The following is a 15,992-nucleotide window of genomic DNA, read 5'->3' as shown; positions in this document are numbered from 1 at the left end:
TTTCAATGCAGGCCGAAACAGATACCGTTCGCGGTCGTGTCGATATCGCTACCAGCAGACTTTCCGGGACCCAGATGGCGCTGGGCCTCGCGCTCGTGGCCGCGCTTGGCTTTACGCTCCTGTTCGTGCAGGACCCGATGGTCCACGACGCCATGCACAACTTCCGTCACGGCGCCGGCATCACCTGCCACTGATGGGGACTGAGTACCTCGAGCGCGGCGCTGTCGCCGGACTCGTCGGCGGGCTCGGATACGGCCTGTTCCAGGCGACGGTCGGCAACAGCTTCACGGCCGGGCTGGAGACCTTCGAAGCCGGGCACAGCCACGGCGGTGGGCCGGTCGTTGACGGCCTCACGACGGCGGCCGTCAGCGTCGGCGGCGGCGTCCTCTGGGGGCTCCTCTTCGGTATCGCCGTCTTCGGTATCGGCTACTACTTCCTCGAACCGGTGTTGCCGGGGCGTGGTGTCACCCAGCGGCTTGCACTCGCGGCCGCGGGCTTTCTCACCATCTCGGGCGCGCCGTGGCTCCTCCTGCCGCCCCAGCCGCCGGGCGTCGAGCAGGCGCTCGCGACCGACACGCGCATGGCTCTCTACGCCGGGATGATGGCCGCCGGAGCGCTCGTCGCGGCCGCGTGCGTGGTGGCGTACCGACGGACGGCGAATCGACACCCGGTCGCCACTGCGGCGGCGACGGCCCTCCCGCTTGCCCTGCTTTCCGTCCCGGTCGCACTGGCACCGGCAAACGCCGTCAGCGGACCGGTCCCGCCGGCACTCGCGGCCGCCTACCGGTGGACTGTCGTCTTCGGTCAGCTCGGGCTGTGGGCGACTATCGCGGCCGTCCACACCTGGCTGGGCGAGCCCGCGATAGTCACCGAGTCAACGCCCCACCAGGTCCGCGCTGACTGAGTACCGGCCGGACACTAATTTATCAGCGCTGCGAAGACCGCCCTATGTCTCCCGACCGGTCCTCGCGTGAGTCACCACGGCGAACTGCACTCCTCGCGGGCCTCGTCCTCTTGCTCGGGTCGCTTATCCCGTCGCCGTTCGAGCGCCACGAGGCCTTCGAGCGCGTCGGCCCCGACAAACTCCTGCACTATCTCGGCCACGCCGGCTTCGCGGCGGCGCTTGCGGACGCTCTGGCCGCGGAGGGAGTGGCCCCGCGGCGCGCCGGCGGACTCGCAGTCTGTGGGTCGGTCCTGCTTGGCCTGGCGATCGGCGTCGGCCAGCGGTACGTCCCCGGTCGTGTCCCGGAACTGGCCGACCTGGTCGCCAGCGCGCTCGGGTCGGTCGTCGGCGCCGGCTGCTGGTACCGGTCCGGCAAGCGGTACTAGAGCGGTCAGCGAAGCGTCTCCTCGAACCAGTCCGCGGCCACCGTGGCGACCTCCCCGAGCTCGTCGTCGCCCTCGAAGAGGTGACCGGCGCCCTCGACGACGTGCAGCGAACGGTCACAGGTGAGCCGGTCGTACGCCTCCCTGTTGAGAGCGAGCACCTCGCTGTCGGCGCCGCCGACGATAAACAGCGTGGGTGCCGTGACATCAGCAAGCGAGTCCCCCGCCATGTCCACGCGCCCGCCCCGCGAGACCACTGCGTCGATGTCGGTGCCGTAGCGCGCCGCCCCGCGCAGCGCCGCGGCGGCGCCCGTACTCGACCCGAAGTAGCCGACTGCCAGCTCCGAGTCCTGCTCCCACACCCACTCGGTAACCGAGACAAGCCGGTCGGCTAGCAGTGAGATATCGAAGCGGTTCTGTCGCTGCTGGTCTTCGGCTTCTGTGAGGAGGTCGAACAGGAGCGTCCCCAGACCGCGCTCACGGATGACCTCGGCGACGTAGTTGTTACGCGGGCTCTTGCGACTGGAGCCGCTCCCGTGGGCGAAGACCACCACGCCCGGCGCACCCTGGGGGACATCGAAGCTGGCCTCCAGTTCGATGCCGTCGACGGGGATTCGGACCGCTCCCTCGGTGTGCTGGACCATGCGATAATATACGTCCAGCTGACATATTACTGTGTCCGATAGACGGCCTGGCGATGAACAGTTCACCACAGTGTCGGCTTTTGCCGACAGACTCAGACACGACGAAGCGTCACCGAAAAGACGCTACCGTCAAGGTTCGGCTCGCCAGCCCAATCGGAGCGGTCCCGAATCTGAACGGTGCCGTCGTACATCGCCACCAGCGTATCTACCAGATAGAGCCCGATGCCCGACCCGTGGCTCTGCTCTCCCATCGCGCCCTGCCCGAACACGGACGATTTCTGACTGTCTGGAATGCCCGGGCCATTGTCACAGACGTGGACCGCGACCCGGTCGGCGTCGGTCTCGACTTCGACCGAGACATGGGGTTCGGCCTTGTCGTTGTGTATCACGGCGTTGTTCAGGAGGTTCCGGAACACGGAGGAGAGCAGGTCAGTGGCGGTCACCTGCAGCCCCGGCAGAAGCGACTCCGGCACGGTGATCGTCGCGTCAGCGTGGGCCGAGTTGGCCTTGGCGACCTCTGTCTCGAGGACACTCGGCAGGGATATCGGGTGCAGTTCTGGCTGTTCCTCCCCGTCGAGTATCTCCATGAAATCCCCAGCGGTGTCGGCGATGGCCTCGATGTGTTCGCTGGCCCGCATGATGCGGTCCAGGTGGTCTTCGCCGGCCGGCTCGACGTGCTCCCGGAGGGCCACTCCCCACCCGAGAATCACGGTCAGGTCGTTTTTGATGTCGTGTCGGACAATCTGGTTGAGCAGCGCCAGTTCCCGGTTTCGCTGCTCCAGTTCCTCCTGCTGGCGGGCGCGCTCGATGGCGTATCTGATAGTCTGGCCGAGGAGTTTCGGGCCGAGGTCGGTCTTGATGAGGAAGTCCTGAGCACCCCGTTCGACCGCTTCGACACCGACACCGTCCTCGTCTAGCCCGGTGAGGACCACAACTGGCTCGGTCCCGGCCACATCGAGCATCGTCTCGAGCGTTTCGAACCCGCCACTGTCGGGGAGGTCGAGGTCCAGCAGGATGATATCTACCGTGTCGTCCCGGGCCTCGGTTGCCTCGGCGAGGCGGTCGACGTGTCGAACCGTGAACGTCTGGGTCTGTTCTTTGAGGAACTCCTCGATGAGTCGCGCGTCGCTGGGATTGTCCTCCACCAATAGTATCGTGTGTTCGTCTGTCATGGTCAGTGGTCCCCGTCCGTCCCCGTGACCCAGAACCGAACTGCGCCGGCGATCCGTCGGATGAACTCGTCGGGGTCGGTCGGTTTCTTGATGTATCCGTTGGCCGATGCCTCGTAGATTCGGTGGATATCGTCGGGATTCTCCAGGCTGGAGACGACGACGACCGGCAGTGTGTCGGCGGAGTGGGCCCCACGTATCCGCTGCAGTACTTCCAGTCCGGACAGGCCCGGGAGATTCATATCCAGCAGGAGTAACTCGGGTCGGTCGCTCACAGCGCCCTCGGTGTCTGTGAGTGCCGCAAGCGCCCGCGGCCCGGTGTCGTACTGGTCCAGGTCGATATCGCTATCGGCAGCAGTGACACCCGCTTCGATGAGTCGGATGTCACCGGGGTTGTCTTCGATAGACACCACCCGCGGCGCGTCCGGACCAGTCTCCGGGTCACTCACTGCGCTCACCACCGGCCGGAAGCGTCACGGTGAACGTGGAGCCGTCTCCGGGCGAAGATTCGACCCGGATATCGCCCCCGTGTCTGTCGACGATTTTCCGACAGATAGACAGGCCGATACCCGTCCCCTCGAACTCCTCGTTCGTGTGGAGCCGCTGGAACACCTCGAAGATGGCGTCGGTCTGGTCCGGGGCCATCCCGATGCCGTTGTCACTGATGGCAACGCTGACCATCCCGTCGGTCTCCGTGATTTCGAGACCCACCTCCGGGGTCCCCGTGTTGTACTTGATACCGTTCTCGACGAGGTTCTGGAAGAGCTGTAAGAGCTGGGTCTCCGCACCCCGTACAGTGGCCGCCGTCGCCGGGACTGACACAGTCGCGTCAGTCTCGGCGATTTTCACCTCGAGCCCGTCGGTCACCCGGTCGAAAAGCGCCGCGAGGGCGACCGGTTCGAAGGCGTCGTCGCTGGTCCCGACCCGAGAGTAGGTCAGGAGCGCCTGAATCATCTCGCGCATCCGGTCGGCTCCGTCGACGGCGAACTCGATGAACTCACTGGCGTCACCGTCCAGCGCGTGGCCGTATCGCCGCTCGATGAGCGTCAGATAGCTCGATACAGTCCTGAGAGGCTCTTGCAGGTCGTGTGAGGCCGCGTACGCGAACTGTTCGAGTTCACGGTTGGACCGCTGGAGGTCTGCCTGGGTCCGGCGCAACACCGCCTCGCGTTCCGCGCGGGTCAGCGCCGTTTCGACCGTCGAGGAGAGGACTTCGAGCAGGTTTATATCCGTCTCGGAGAACGCCCGCGGCTCGAGTGACCCAGCGGTCATGATACCGTGCTCGCCCAGTGGGACAGACGCTTCCGAGCGGAGCTTCGTGTCCGGGTTCACGAGCCCGGACGCCGTCGACAGGTCGTTGTACACCCGGACTTCTCCGCTGTCGAAGGCCGCCCAGGCGAGCCCGGACCCGCGCTCGAACGTCGGCTGTTCCGTGATATACGCCGCCGACTCCTCGCTCATACACTCCGGGACCAGCTGTTCAGTCGACTCGTCGTACCACCAGACACCCGTCATCTGCATGTCGAGCACCGACTTCGCGTTCTCGACCACCAGCGAGCCGATTTCGGCTTTCGACTCCGCGGTCATCAGTTGCTGTGCCGTCTCGTTGATATCGCGGAGTTTCCGCTCGAAGGTCTCGCTGGTCAGCTCGTAGCTTATCCACTGGACGAGGAGTTCGACGAACGCCCGCTCGGTCTCGTCGAAAGCGTGGTCACGGCTCTCCCGGTCCGCGAAACAGAGCGTTCCGTAAGCTTCGCCGTCGACGGTCACGGTCCCGCCGATGTAACACCCCAGATCGGACCGCTCGTAGGCGGCGTCGTCCGCCCAGCCCTCGGCGACCGCGTCCCGGATGCCCAGCGTCACCTCCTGCTCTATGGTTTTGCGGCAGTACGTCTCCGATTCCGGTACGGAGCGACCGGCCCGGAGGTCGGGGTGGTCCCCGACCACCTGCACGATGTGCTGTGTCCCCTGCTCCATTCGGTTCAGGAACCCGTACTGGATGTCGAGCCGTTCGGTCCCCAGTTCCAGCAGCGCTCGGAGCTTATCCTCGAACGGCTGGTCGGTATCTGACGCTATTTCGGTGAGCTCCCGGAGTGATTGTTCGCTCTCCCGCAGAGATGTCTCGAGTCGTTTCTGTTCCGTGATGTCGATAAGATACCCGAGATAGTGGGTTATCTCGCCGTCGGTACGGAGTATCTTGGTGTTGTCTGTGACCCAGCGCACCTGACCGCTCCTGGTCACCATCCGGTAGGGCTCGTGGGTGAACCGGTCGACGGTCCCGTCGCTCTGGACGCCGACTTCCTCGGCGATTCGGTCGAGGTCGTCGTCGTGAATCAGGTCCGCGTAGGGGACCGCACCCGACTCCAGTTCCTCGGCGGTGTAGCCGAATGTGTCGGCGACGTTGCCGGAGACGTACTCGACCGGCCAGCCGTCGTCGTTGCGCCACTTGAACACGACGGCCGGCCCCTGGGCGAACATATCCCGCTCGGCCTCCAGGTTGAGCTTCGATTCCTTCTCCTCGGTGATATCGAGGTGGATACCGACCGCACGAGACGGGGCGCCGTCGTCGTCGCGGGCGACGATTTTCCCGACGTCCCGTATCCATTTCCAGTCACCGCTCTCCGTCTCCATCCGGTGTTCGCAGTCGTACAACGCCTTCTCCCCGGCGATATGTGCCCCGAGTTCGTCCTCGACAGCAGCCACATCGGCCGGATGGACACGGTCTTCCCAGGTGTCGAGTGTCGGTTCGATATCCGGCAGTGAGAGGCCGAGCATCGACGCCCACTGCTGGTTGAACGTGACCTCGTCAGTCTCCATGTCCCAGTCCCAGACGCCGAGGTTTGCCCCTTCCACGGCCAGGTCGAGTCGCTCCTTGACCGTCCGGAGTTCCGCTTCGCGTCGCTTCCGCTCAGTGATATCCCGGTCGACGGCGATGAACCGTTCCGCACCGTCGACCTCGGTCTTGTTGACCCACACCTCCACCGGGAACGTCTCACCGTTCTGTCGGCGGTGTTCGCTCTCGACTTTCAGGATGTCATCGCGGTCCATCTCCGACCAGACAGCGCGGAGTTCGGACGGTTCGATACCGACCTCGATATCGGCGACCGACATCGAACACAGCCGCTCACGGTCGTACCCGAGCGATTCGACGACCGTGTCGTTCACGTCCAGGATAGCCCCCTCGGCGTCGTGGACGATGATACCGTCGGGGGACTTGTCGAACAGCGCCCTGAGCTGGCTGCGCTGGCGCTGGAGCTCGCGCTCTCGCTCTTTCTGGGCCGTGATATCACGGTTCGTACATATCAACTCGCCGCTCTCGAGGACCGAGAGCCCCAGGTCCTGATGGACCGACGTGCCGTCGCGTTTCCGCCCGAGAGTCTCCCCGCGCCACTCACCAGCGTCCGCGAGCACCGGGAACACCTCCTTCTGGAGGCGCGCTATCTCGTCCCCACCGTAGACGTCTCGCCACTCCGCACCGACGAGCTCGTCGGGGTCGTAGTCGAAGATAGCCGCGTGGGCCTCGTTCATGTAGACGTACTCGTCATCGTCGAGGATGGCGATGCCGTCCATCGCCACCTCCATCGCCGCCGACTGGAGCTCGATTTCGGCGTCACGCTCCTTTCGCTCGGTGATGTCGGTCGCGATACCGACCAGTCGGCGGGCCGTCTCAGTGCCTGCGAGCAACTCGGCGCGGGCTTCGACCCACATCCAGTTGCCGTCGTCCTGCCTCACCCGATACTCTATCTGCAACGTGTCGCCGTCCTCGCGTATCTGCTGCAGGGAATCACGCACCGTCGCGCGGTCGTCCTCGTGGACGAGGTCGATGAACTCCGCGAAGGTGCTCTCCGTGGCCCCCGACGCAAGCCCGAAGAGCTGTTTCATCGAATCGGTGTAGACCACGCTTTTGGTGTCCAGATTCAGCTCCCAGACGCCCGCGTTCGTCCCAGCGAGGGCGACGGTGAGCCGCTGTGTGGTCTCCTCGAGTTCTCGCTCGCGCTCTTTTGCCGCCGTGATGTCCGTCGCGATTCCCAGCACCGCCTCGTCGCTGTTGCCGACCGGGTCGTACGGAATCTTCGTCGTCTTGAACGTCCGTGTCTCACCGGTAGCGACAGTCATCGGTTCGGCTGCGATCTCCTTTCGCTCGCCGGACTCGATGACGGCGATATCGTCCGCCTGGAACTGTCTGGCCTCGGCCGGCGACGAGACGAGGTCGCTGTCGGTCGCCCCCTCGATTTCCGCGACGGGCAGACCGTTGGCATCCGCCGTCGCCTGGTTCGCCAGTATGTACTCGTTGTCCCTGTTCTTGGCGAACACGAGCTGTGGCAGGAGGTCGATAATCTGTCGGAGCCGGTCGCGGTTCGCAGCGGCCCGTTCCTTGTTCTGCTGGCGGCTGAGCTCCTTGCCCACCCACTGTGCGAGCACGCGGACGAACGTCTTCTCACCCTCGGTGAACGGCTCCGACCGCTCCGTCGCCCCGGTGAACTCGAGGGCCCCGTATCGGTCGCCGTCAACGACGACGCTGGTCCCGATGTAGGACCCGTCTGTGTCACCCGGCGACCGGTCGCTCGCCTCGACAGCAGACACGGCCACCAGGTCATCGGTACCGACGAGATAGGCCGTGTCGACCCGGTCGCCCGGCTGGGCGAGGCCGTCGGGACCGTAGGCGTATTCGACCGTTGACGCGCCGTCGGCCACCGACGAGAGCACCCCGGCGTCAAGTCCCAGGTGGTCGGCCCCCAGTTCGAGCAGCGCAGCGATTTGCTCCGCGGACGGTCGGGAGTCGTCCGTCGTGATATCGTGGAAGGCCTGGAGCGCGTCCGTGCGGGCCTCGACCTGTTGGGCCCACTCGATGCGTGCACTCGCGTCTCTGACCGACAACAGTGAGGCCAGCGTCTCGCCGTCGGTGGCCTGCAGGGGCGTCCCGAGTGTCTCACCCTCGAAGGTGGTCCCATCGGCACGCTGGTACTCGACGACGTAGGTCTCGGTTCCGTCGTACCCTTGCTCGGTGAACCGCTCGGCGCCCTGACGCCTGAAATCAGACGGGTCAGTGTACAGAATCGCTATCGATTCCCCGACGACATCGGCCACATCGTATCCAAAGAGCTGGGCCGCAGCGGGATTGAAATCCGTGATGCACCGGTCGCTGTCGGCGACGACCAGCGCGTCCTCTGTGCCTTCGAAAACGGTCTCGAAGAGGCGCCGTTGCCGCTGTCGGTCGAGCGCGGCGCCCCGTTCGTCGGTGATATCGTAGAAAAACGCGGTGAGTCCGTCCTCAGACGGATAGATTCGGACCCTGAACCACCGCTCGCGCTCCTCGCTGTAGCTCTCGAATCGCACCGGAGCCTGTGTCCGCATGGCCTCCCGGAGCTTCCCGCCGACGCGACCGTCCCCGACATGCGGGACGGCGTCCCAGATGGTCGTCTCGAGAAGCTCCTCGGGCCCACGTCCCAGCAACGCCCCGGCCTCGGCGTTGACGAACGTGAACTGCCACTCCGTGTCGACAGCACAGACGGCTTCGTCGACGCGGTCGAGAGCCCCGTAAACGGCGTCAGTGTCGCTCGCAGGAGCCCCGGAATCAGTACTCATCGACGCCTCTCGGAGGACACATCACGCCGACAGCGACAGCACTCTCTCGGTTCCCAGGCCCGCCTACTGGGCCGGCCCGGAGCGAAGCCAGTCCGTTCATGATACACTCACGTTCTGTCGGTATATAATATCTCTCTGGCCGCGGAACGTTTGCACAACCGTTCTCGTGGCTGGACGCCGCCTACTCATCTATCTGCCCGAATAGCCGCCTTAGTTCCGCTGGCACGTCCTCGAGTGCCGCAGTGAGAAGTTGCTGTTTGGGATGGTCCGCGTTTGCGATTATCTCGCCGAACTCCTCGGCCAGCCATTCGACAGAGTAAAACTGCGTGCTGTGTCCGCTTCCGGTGTCCAGGTAGGCGAAGGCGTCCTCAGAGAAGGTCGTGTGCGGGAGATTCGAGAGCAGCCAGGTCTCCGGGTCCGGACTGCTATCGGTGGGCGAATCGGTCTGTTGCATACGCATCGTTCTTGCCTATAAGAAGGGATGCCATAGTACTCACCACACACCCTTACAGGTAAGGGGAATTGGCCGAAGCCGAACCACGCGGCCACCCTGTTGTGATGTGCTCCGGCAAAGCGGTTGCCAGCCCCGCTGTATGTAGCCTACCGACGGGACGAGTCGCCTGTCCCGGAGTTATCGGCCGGTCCGGTGGAGCCGGTAGGCCCCCCGCTCGCGGCCCTCGTCGTGGTAGACGACCGGCTCCTCTATGGCGACGAGAGTGTCGCTGTCCACCGCTGCCGCGGTCACGACGCCCGCCGTCTCGAACGTTTCGAGGTGGCCGGTAGCGATATCGAAAACGCGGAGCGCGTGCGTGTCGCCGTCCCTGTCGCGGAAATGCTGGGCGCCCGGTACGGCCAGCAGGTCGCCGTCGGCGCCGAGCCCGCTGGCGAAGCCGACCACGTCGGCCGACCAGCGTCTGTGTCCGTCGAGCGAGACACCGACCGCAGTGTGTTCCTCGGGGTGACGGACATCGGTCTCACGGCCGTCTTCGGGGTAGGTGTTCCCAGTGACGAACACCGCGCCCGACGCCGTGGCGTGGACGTGATTCGGATAGGCGTACACGACTTCGCCGTCGATAGCGTCCGGTGTCGCAAGCGGGAGACGCCACCGTTCCGCGCCGTCTGGCCCGAGACGGTAGCCGTGGTAGTCGCCGTGGCTCGTGAGGATCGCCCCGTCCTCGAGGAGGGCCACGTCGCCGACGCGACGCTGGCCGTCGGTCCCCGGATCCCACATCCACCGCGGCGTCCCGTCGATAGCGTCGAGCACGACGAGACCGTGCTGGTGGTCCCCGGGACACCGGTTGTAGGCGACGGCGAGGCGGTCCTCCCGGACCGACAGCGAAATCGGTGACGCGTCCGTGTGGTAGGTCCACTCGACCGTTCCGTCGGCCCCGAACGCGTAGACGACGCTCTCGAAGTGGCGTTCGGTCGCCTGGTCGGGCCGGCGCTCGTACCGCCTGGCGGCCGCGTAACACCGGTCGCCGTCGGTGACCAGCCCCGCGACGAACGGCTTGCAAAAGCGGGTGTCGGACTGGGGGTCGCCCACGTCACTGCAGGTGTCGTACCGCCACCGGAGGGTGCCGTCGCGGTCGTGACAGCGAACCGCGCCGCGGGCGCTGCGCTCGCCGACGACCACGCCTCCGACGGCCCGAGACGCGGAGCGGCGACCGCCGCCGGAGTGGACGCCACCGAAGGGCGTCGCGGCGACGACGCTGGGCTCGCCCGACGTCGCCTGCCGCCACCGGTTCGTCGGCGGTCCGTTCCCGCCCACATCGAAGCCCAGCAGGGTGCCCTCGTGTGTCCCGACGACGGCCAGCCCGTCGGAAAGCGTGACGGCCGAGCGGCGACCCTGCTGTCGGGAACGAGCCGGGGGAATCTCGCCCAGCGGTGCCGCCGACGCCTGCTCACTCATCGACTGGGAACGCCTCGTGGAGCACGTCGTGGGCCTCGCCCAGACCGTCGAGAACGCTCTCGCCCTGGGCGGTGATGCGGCTCACGGCGCGTTCGGCGTCCCTGACGGCGACGAGCCGGCCACGCATGTAGTCGTACTCCGCGCTGTCGCTGTCCGTGCGGGCGATCCCCTCTTCGAGGTCGACGAGGGCGGCGTCGAGGTGGCGCTCGATGGCGGCGAGCGTCTCCGCGTTCGCGAGCGCCTCGATGGGGCCGGTCATGTGCCCCTCCAGCTCCTGTTCGGCGTGCTGGCGCGCGTGGTCGTCTTCGGTACCGAGAACGTTCATGAGGCCGAGTCGAAGGGCCTCGATTTCGTAGCAGCTCATAGGTATCGTATTGTTGTGGTGTTACTTACAGCGTCTGGTCGACCAGTTCGCTCACGATGCGGTCCCGGTCCAGATGGTCGGCGACGAGTCGGTCGGCGTCGTCCTCGCCGACGTCGCCGTACCAGACCCCGTCGGGGTAGACCGCGACCATCGGCCCCTCGCCACAGCGACCCAGACAGGACGACCGGGTGATACGAGCGTCGCAGTGGTCGCTGTCGCGGGCGGCCTGGCGCAGCCGTTCGAGCACGGCGGGCGCGCCGTCGGCGGCGCAGGTCTGGTTCGTACAGACGGCGACGTGTTTCTCGGGCGCGTCGTGGACGTGTGGGTCGTCGTCGACGTCCTCGCGGTCTTCGTGTTCGGCCTGGTGGGTCAGCGCCCGCAACATCGCCCGGGCGCCCCCGGTGTCGTCCTCGTAGCCGTCGAGTTCGACCTTGTACTTGCAGGTGTCACAGGACATCTCGACGCTCCCCGTACGGGCCTCCTGCCAGCGGTCGCCCAGCACGTCCAGCAGCCTGTGGTCTGTCCCCAGCGGTTCACCGAAGCCGGCATCGACGTAGGGGTACTCCTCGTCGAACTCGCGGGCACCGTCCTTGATACGGCCCGTCAGCACGCCGTCACCGAGCATGTACGGCAGGACGACGACGGCGTCGGGACGTGTCTTGGCCACGTCGTGAAGGGTCTCATCGAGGAGTGGCTCGGTGACGCCGATGAATGAGGCCTCGACGCGGCCGAAGTCCCGTCCCTCGTACAGCAGCCGCGCGAGCTTGTGGACGTCGGCGTTGGCGTCGGGATCCGAGGAGCCACGCGCACAGACGACGACGGCGACGTCGTCGGCCTCTCGGTCCACGCCGAGTTCGGCCTCGACGGCCGCTGCTCGGTCGTCCAGCAGGTCCAGAATGGCCGGGTGGACGCCCAGATGCGCGCCGTTGTTGATGGTCAGCTCCGGATGGCGCTCGCGGGCCTGCGTGACAGCCAGGGGCACGTCGTTCTTGACGTGGCTGGCCGCAAACAGCGAGAGGTGGACGACCGTCACCTGCGAGACAGTGGCTGCGAGCCCGGCGATGGCGTCGTCGATGGCCGGCTCGGCCAGCTCGAGGAAGGCGGCGTCGACCGGGATACCGAGCCGCCCTTCGAGTTCGGCGGCCAGTTCGCGGACCTGCTCGTTTGATTTTTCGCGGCGGGAGCCGTGCCCCGCAAGCAGGATAGCCTCGTCATCGAGGCCCTCGGGAGCGGTGGTCGCTTCGCTCATCGGACTCGTTCGATGCTCTTGCGGAGCTTGCGCCGACGGCTCGGGGCGAAGAGCCCGCTCGATTCGCTCCCCTCGTAGAGCCACTCGCCGACGGCGGGGACGGCGTCGTCGTCGACACCGAACCAGTACCCCGAGGAGGCGTCGCTGCAGTCGTCGTAGGGAGCCGCGACCGGGATATCCTCGAGCAGCGACTGTATCGTCCGGAGGAGGCCCCGGCTCTCGTGAACGAAGGAGAGGCCGACGGCGTCGTCGTCTGACTTGAAACAGACCGTCCCACAGCCCTCCACGAGCCCGCGGAGCAGCTGCCGGTCGTAGTCGGCCAGCGGGTCCAGCCGGTAGCCGCCGGACTCTCCCTCGAAGGGCAGTCCCAGCGCCCCGCTGGCCCGTTCGGCCAGGGGCCCGACGACCTGGACCGTGTACTCCTCCTCCCGGCGGGTAATCGAGGTGTCGTGGGCGTACTGGCGCTCGACGATACGCTGGTCCGTGCGCTCGGCGCCGGCGACGCTCGCGAGCCGGCGAGCGGCGGTCTCGTCGGTCGTCCGGACGGTGACACAGTTCTGTCCGCACGCGCCGTCGCCGGCGACCCGGCCCCAGAAGTACGCCGTCTCGGGGTGGGCCGCCAGCATGTCGGCTGGCGGGCCGGTCTCGATGCTCATCGACCGGCCTCCGTCGGTTCGAGCGTCTGGGGCGGCGCGTCGGTCTCGGCGTCCTCGACGGTGATGGCGTCCAGCGGGCAGGCGTCGGCCGCCTGCTCGGCGTCGCCCCGGTGGTCGTCGTCGAACGTCGCCGCGATAGCGTGCTCGTCGTCCACCTCGATGGCGGCCAGTCCGTCGGCGTCTTCCACGAAGCGGTCGTCCCGCACCAGACAGGCGAAGACGCCGTCGCAGGCATCGCGGTCGATAGTTACTGTATACATTGTCAGTAATCGTATTTCGTCTCGTACCCACGTGGCGTGACCATCCGGTCGTCCCAGACGTAGGTGTCCTCGTTGCCGACCAGCAAGGTGGTCGTCATGTCCACGAGGTCTGTCTCGCCCAGTTCCGGGAGCTCCTGTAGCTCGACGATTTCGACCTGTTCGTCCTCGCGGCCGGCGGCGTGGACGACGCCGACGGGCGTCTCGGGGTCGCGGTGTTCGAGCAGTATCTCACAGCACTTCTCGTAGTTCTCGCGGCGCTTGCGGCTCCACGGGTTGTAGATGGAGATGGTAAAGCCCTCCTTGGCGGCGGCGTGGAGCCGTGACTCGATGGTCGGCATATCGGTGAGGTGGTCCGACAGCGAGATCGAGACGGTGTCGTTGACAAGCGGCGCGCCGACGCGTGCGGCACAGGACTGGGCGGCCGGGACGCCCGGCACCACGTCGAAGTCGAGCATCGACGCCGTCGCGCCCTTCGATTCGATTATTTCGAGGGCGAGCCCGGCCAGCGCGTAGACGTTCGGGTCGCCGCTGCCGATGATGGCGACGTCGTTGCCGGCAAGCGCCCGGTCGATGGCCTCCTCCGTGCGGGAGACCTCGCCACACATCGGCGTGTTGTAGATGTCCTCGGCCCCCTCGACGACCTCGTCGGGGAGCAGTTCAACGTAGGTTGTATAGCCGACGATGTGTTCGGCTTCCAGCAGCGCCGACCGTGCCCTGGCGGTCATCCCCTCCGGCTGGCCGGGGCCGAGGCCGACGGCGACGAGCCGACCGGGGTCGGCTTCGAAATCGTCGACGGTCGCGCCGACCTCTTCCTCGTCGGAGCTGTTGGCTCCGCAGGAACTGCTGCTGGAACCGGATGAACTCGAAGACGCTCCACATTTCGAGGAGCTTTCGGTGCTCGTCTCCGTCGAGTTCCCTGCCGTCTCGCTCGCGCCGCACTTCGGGGACGCGTCGGTGCTCGCCTCTGTGTCTGTTTCCGTCGTCGATGCCTGACTCGCGGCTTCGCCGCTCGTCTCGCCCGAGGCGCTTCGCGCCTCGCTTGCTCCACACTTCGATTCAGTCGATTCGGTGTTGTCGGTGCTCATAGTTCAGAAGTCCTCCACGTCACGCCCGCCACGCGGGGTGACCAGATAGTCGCGGTAGTCGTTGCCCCAGACCTCGGTCTCGTGTGTGCCGACGACGATGGACGACCCCATCCCGCCGACCTCCTCGGTGTGCTTGGGCAGTTCGCCGAGCGTCGTGATGGTCTCCGTTTCGTCGTCGAGATTCCGTCCGGCTGCGCCGCGGCCGGCGTCGTTAACGATCGCGGCGGGCGCATCGTCGGCCCGCTCCTCTCGGAGCACCTCGACGGCCTGCTCGTAATCCCGCCAGCAATTGTACAGCACGACGACGAACCCGGAGATAGCCGCCGCGCGGAGCTTCTCCTCGATCTCGTCCCAGCCGCGCCACTTGTCCGACAGGGAGATGGTACAGAAGTCGTTCGACAGCGGCGCGCCGAGATTCGCGGCTCCGGAGAGGGCGGCCGTCACGCCGGGGACGATTTCGATGGGCACGTCGTCGGCGTCGTCGGCCTCGGCCATCGTGAACATCAGGTCGGATTTCCCGTAGACGTTCGGATCGCCCCCGGAGACGTGGGCCACGTCCTCGCCGGCCCGGACCCGCTCGAAGGCTTCACGGGCGAGTTCGACCTGCTTGCCCATCGACGAGCGAATCAGAGTCTGGTGGGAGCCGTCGGGACGCTCCAGGACGGTGCCCGCCTCGTCGGCCACCTCGCCGTCGTCCGAGCGGTCCTCCAGCGCCGACGACGCCGGCGGCAGCGTCCCGTCTTTTCGGAGGAACTCCTGATAGAGGTTCGACGCGATGACCGTGTCGGCGGTCCTGATAACGTCACTCGCCCGCTGGGTCATGTGGTGGGGGAGTCCGGGACCGATGCCGACGACGTAGAGGGTGCCGTAGCCGTCTGGCGGAGTCGCCGTCGCGTCTACGGCCGATTCGGCGCTGCGGCGGTCGCTGCTCATCGGTCACCGCCGAGGTCGGCAGGCGGTCCAGGGGCAGTGCTATGAGACATAGCGTCTACAACGGAGCTTTCGCATAAAACAATTTTGTTTGTATTACACCAAGCTAGGTTTTCTTCGTGCGTCAGGGCTGTTGGGGGGCCACTCTCGTCACAGAATCGCTTCAACGCGTAGGGCTGTCGTGAACGACTATCCTGACATCGGCACAGCGTGGCAACGGGGTGTCGAGTTTGCCTTCGAATCGGAGAGAAAGAGACGCCGTCACGAATTTATATTTCGGATATTTTGTTTCAATATATGTCCCGGAAAAGACCGGAGATACTCGTTACCATCGGGATATTTTATACGCTCTGGGCTACCGGACTTCTGAATACGACGATCTACACCGACCTACAACTGCTCGCCGGGTTTGCAGCACTGCATATATTTGTCGAAGTATCGTTACTCCCCGTGAAACGACTGGCCCGGAGCGGGGAACGGAAGACGGATTCGTGAAGTCCGATAGCAATCGTTCCGCTCAGATAGCCCGCTTCTGGAGGGGAGCCACACCTCTGTTTTCGTGACAAACAGAGTGGCGAGGAGAGTGAGACGGGCAGTATGGGGAAATCATCACGGGAGAACGGTGTCGTCGTGGTCCCGACGGGTCTTTTGCGTGGGCTTGGGAGGGCGATAGCGGCGTCTACAGTCAGTGCAGGCGCTGACTCGGGGCCACCCGGAAATCGAGACCACGAGGCAAAGATTCGAACGAACCCTCCAGAGGTGCTTAGCGCCTGTTTTCAGCGGAACCCCCGTCTCCCCCTTGCAACCCGTGTAA

The 15,992-nt window shown here is 65.8% G+C and carries 15 protein-coding genes; 3 read left to right on the top strand and 12 right to left on the bottom strand.

The window, feature by feature from the left end:
- The first annotated feature begins 5 nt into the window (after positions 1–5).
- The 3 genes from P1K32_RS16470 to P1K32_RS16460 are packed head-to-tail and all read left to right on the top strand — an operon-like array spanning position 6 to position 1,329.
- Entirely contained in the window at positions 6–194 is a 189-nt protein-coding gene (locus tag P1K32_RS16470) for a CbtB domain-containing protein (RefSeq protein WP_276252341.1), read from the top strand.
- Complete coding sequence (locus P1K32_RS16465; RefSeq protein WP_276252340.1) at positions 194–904, top strand: CbtA family protein; 711 nt, start codon at positions 194–196, stop codon at positions 902–904. Before P1K32_RS16470 ends, P1K32_RS16465 begins: the two co-directional genes overlap by 1 nt.
- A 44-nt stretch (positions 905–948) precedes the next feature.
- Positions 949–1,329, top strand: a complete 381-nt coding sequence (locus P1K32_RS16460) for a VanZ family protein (RefSeq protein WP_276252339.1) — start codon at positions 949–951, stop codon at positions 1,327–1,329.
- Between the two features lie 5 nt (positions 1,330–1,334).
- Here the strand turns inward: P1K32_RS16460 and P1K32_RS16455 are convergent, their stop codons facing one another.
- The 12 genes from P1K32_RS16455 to P1K32_RS16400 all read right to left on the bottom strand — a co-directional run bounded on the left by P1K32_RS16455 (position 1,335) and on the right by P1K32_RS16400 (position 15,181).
- Complete coding sequence (locus P1K32_RS16455; protein ID WP_276252338.1) at positions 1,335–1,970, bottom strand: dienelactone hydrolase family protein; 636 nt, start codon at positions 1,968–1,970, stop codon at positions 1,335–1,337.
- A 92-nt stretch (positions 1,971–2,062) separates the two neighbouring features.
- Positions 2,063–3,142 carry a hybrid sensor histidine kinase/response regulator gene (locus tag P1K32_RS16450; protein ID WP_276252337.1) on the bottom strand — a complete coding sequence of 360 codons (1,080 nt, stop codon included), beginning with the start codon at positions 3,140–3,142 and terminating at the stop codon, positions 2,063–2,065.
- Between the two features lie 2 nt (positions 3,143–3,144).
- The gene (locus P1K32_RS16445; RefSeq protein ID WP_276252330.1) at positions 3,145–3,588 is read right to left on the bottom strand and encodes a response regulator; all 444 of its coding nucleotides are present in this window, start codon (positions 3,586–3,588) and stop codon (positions 3,145–3,147) included.
- Positions 3,581–8,725 (bottom strand): PAS domain S-box protein, encoded by a 5,145-nt coding sequence (locus P1K32_RS16440; RefSeq protein ID WP_276252336.1) that lies wholly within the window; start codon positions 8,723–8,725, stop codon positions 3,581–3,583. The genes P1K32_RS16445 and P1K32_RS16440 overlap by 8 nt, the downstream gene beginning before the upstream one ends.
- Positions 8,726–8,906: 181 nt before the next feature.
- Positions 8,907–9,179: a hypothetical protein gene (locus tag P1K32_RS16435; protein WP_276252328.1), complete on the bottom strand. Its 273-nt coding sequence runs from the start codon at positions 9,177–9,179 to the stop codon at positions 8,907–8,909.
- A 177-nt stretch (positions 9,180–9,356) separates the two neighbouring features.
- On the bottom strand, positions 9,357–10,634 hold the full coding sequence (locus P1K32_RS16430; protein WP_276252327.1) for an SMP-30/gluconolactonase/LRE family protein: 1,278 nt from the start codon (positions 10,632–10,634) through the stop codon (positions 9,357–9,359).
- The gene (locus P1K32_RS16425) at positions 10,627–10,998 is read right to left on the bottom strand and encodes a DUF3209 family protein (RefSeq protein ID WP_276252326.1); all 372 of its coding nucleotides are present in this window, start codon (positions 10,996–10,998) and stop codon (positions 10,627–10,629) included. Before P1K32_RS16425 ends, P1K32_RS16430 begins: the two co-directional genes overlap by 8 nt.
- A gap of 25 nt (positions 10,999–11,023) precedes the next feature.
- On the bottom strand, positions 11,024–12,247 hold the full coding sequence (locus tag P1K32_RS16420) for a CbiX/SirB N-terminal domain-containing protein (RefSeq protein ID WP_276252325.1): 1,224 nt from the start codon (positions 12,245–12,247) through the stop codon (positions 11,024–11,026).
- Positions 12,244–12,903 carry a cobalamin biosynthesis protein gene (locus P1K32_RS16415; protein WP_276252324.1) on the bottom strand — a complete coding sequence of 220 codons (660 nt, stop codon included), beginning with the start codon at positions 12,901–12,903 and terminating at the stop codon, positions 12,244–12,246. The genes P1K32_RS16420 and P1K32_RS16415 overlap by 4 nt, the downstream gene beginning before the upstream one ends.
- The gene (locus P1K32_RS16410) at positions 12,900–13,163 is read right to left on the bottom strand and encodes a ferredoxin (protein WP_276252323.1); all 264 of its coding nucleotides are present in this window, start codon (positions 13,161–13,163) and stop codon (positions 12,900–12,902) included. The genes P1K32_RS16415 and P1K32_RS16410 overlap by 4 nt, the downstream gene beginning before the upstream one ends.
- Positions 13,164–13,165: 2 nt before the next feature.
- A complete protein-coding gene (gene cobJ, locus P1K32_RS16405) occupies positions 13,166–14,248 on the bottom strand; it encodes a precorrin-3B C(17)-methyltransferase (RefSeq protein ID WP_276252322.1) in 1,083 nt (360 codons plus the stop codon).
- Positions 14,249–14,251: 3 nt separating this feature from the next.
- Positions 14,252–15,181 (bottom strand): precorrin-3B C(17)-methyltransferase, encoded by a 930-nt coding sequence (locus P1K32_RS16400; RefSeq protein ID WP_276252321.1) that lies wholly within the window; start codon positions 15,179–15,181, stop codon positions 14,252–14,254.
- Between the last annotated feature and the right edge of the window lie 811 nt (positions 15,182–15,992).

The sequence above is a fragment of the Haloarcula rara genome (assembly GCF_029338235.1).
GTDB classification, from domain to species: Archaea; Halobacteriota; Halobacteria; order Halobacteriales; family Haloarculaceae; genus Haloarcula; species Haloarcula rara.
Note: the sequence above shows the minus strand (reverse complement) of the source record. Positions and strands in the feature narration are given on the sequence as shown.